Origin of the sequence: Streptomyces sp. T39, assembly GCF_008042045.1 — a bacterium.
Classification (GTDB): Bacteria; Actinomycetota; Actinomycetes; order Streptomycetales; family Streptomycetaceae; genus Streptomyces.
Window position 1 is genome coordinate 1 of the sequence record NZ_RDBP01000118.1, and the last position, 989, is coordinate 989.

Annotated in this window: 1 protein-coding gene; it reads left to right on the plus strand. The window is 75.6% G+C overall.

The window, feature by feature from the left end; translation table 11 throughout:
* On the plus strand, window positions 1–819 hold an 819-nt coding region (locus tag EAO77_RS35700), incomplete at its 5' end, for an alpha/beta fold hydrolase (protein WP_147992468.1).
* Window positions 820–989 lie beyond the last annotated feature (170 nt).

Genomic DNA, 989 nt, shown 5'->3' on the forward strand with positions numbered 1-989 from the left:
CGCCCCGGACTGCCGCCCGCGCTCTATGTGCACGGCCTCGGCGGTTCGTCGCAGAACTGGTCGGCCCTGATGCCGCTGCTCGCGGACGCCGTGGACGGCGAGGCGATCGACCTGCCCGGCTTCGGCGACTCCCCGCCGCCGGACGACGGCGACTACACGGTCCGAGGGCACGCCAGGGCGGTCGTCCGCCATCTCGACGCCGCCGGCCGCGGGCCGGTGCACCTGGTCGCGAACTCCCTCGGGGGCGCCGTGTGCACCCGGGTGGCCGCCGCCCGGCCCGACCTGGTCCGCACGCTCACCCTGGTCTCACCCGCGCTGCCGGAGCTGCGCGTCCAGCGGTCGGCCGTGCCGACGGCCCTGCTCGCCGTGCCCGGCGTCGCCACGCTCTTCTCCCGGCTCACCAAGGACTGGAGCGCCGAACAGCGCACGCGCGGGGTACTCGCGCTCTGTTACGGCGACCCCGCACGGGTGACGGACGAAGGACTGCGCAACGCCGTCGAGGAGATGGAGCGGCGCATGGGGCTGCCCTACTTCTGGGACGCGATGACCAGGTCGGCACGGGGGATCGTGGACGCCTACACCCTCGGCGGGCAGCACGCGCTGTGGCGTCAGGCGGAGCGGGTGATGGCACCGACTCTGCTCGTCTACGGGCGCAGGGACCGGCTCGTCTCGTACCGTATGGCTCGCAAGGCGACGGCGGCGTTCCGGGACTCCCGGCTGCTGACGCTCCCGGACGCCGGGCACGTTGCGATGATGGAGTACCCGGAGACGGTCGCCCAGGCGATCCGGGAGCTGCTCGACGACTGCGGTGGGAGCTGATCCGGGGCGTGGGACGACACAGCCGCAAGGGCCCCGTACCCAAGGGCACCGGGACGCCGGGCGCACCCGGCACGCTGCCCGGTGCCCGGGAGGCGGCGGCGCCCGGCGGCGGCCGGCGCCGCAGGCCGGGCGAACAGCACGCACCGGCCCCCGGCCCCGGCGCGCCGGTC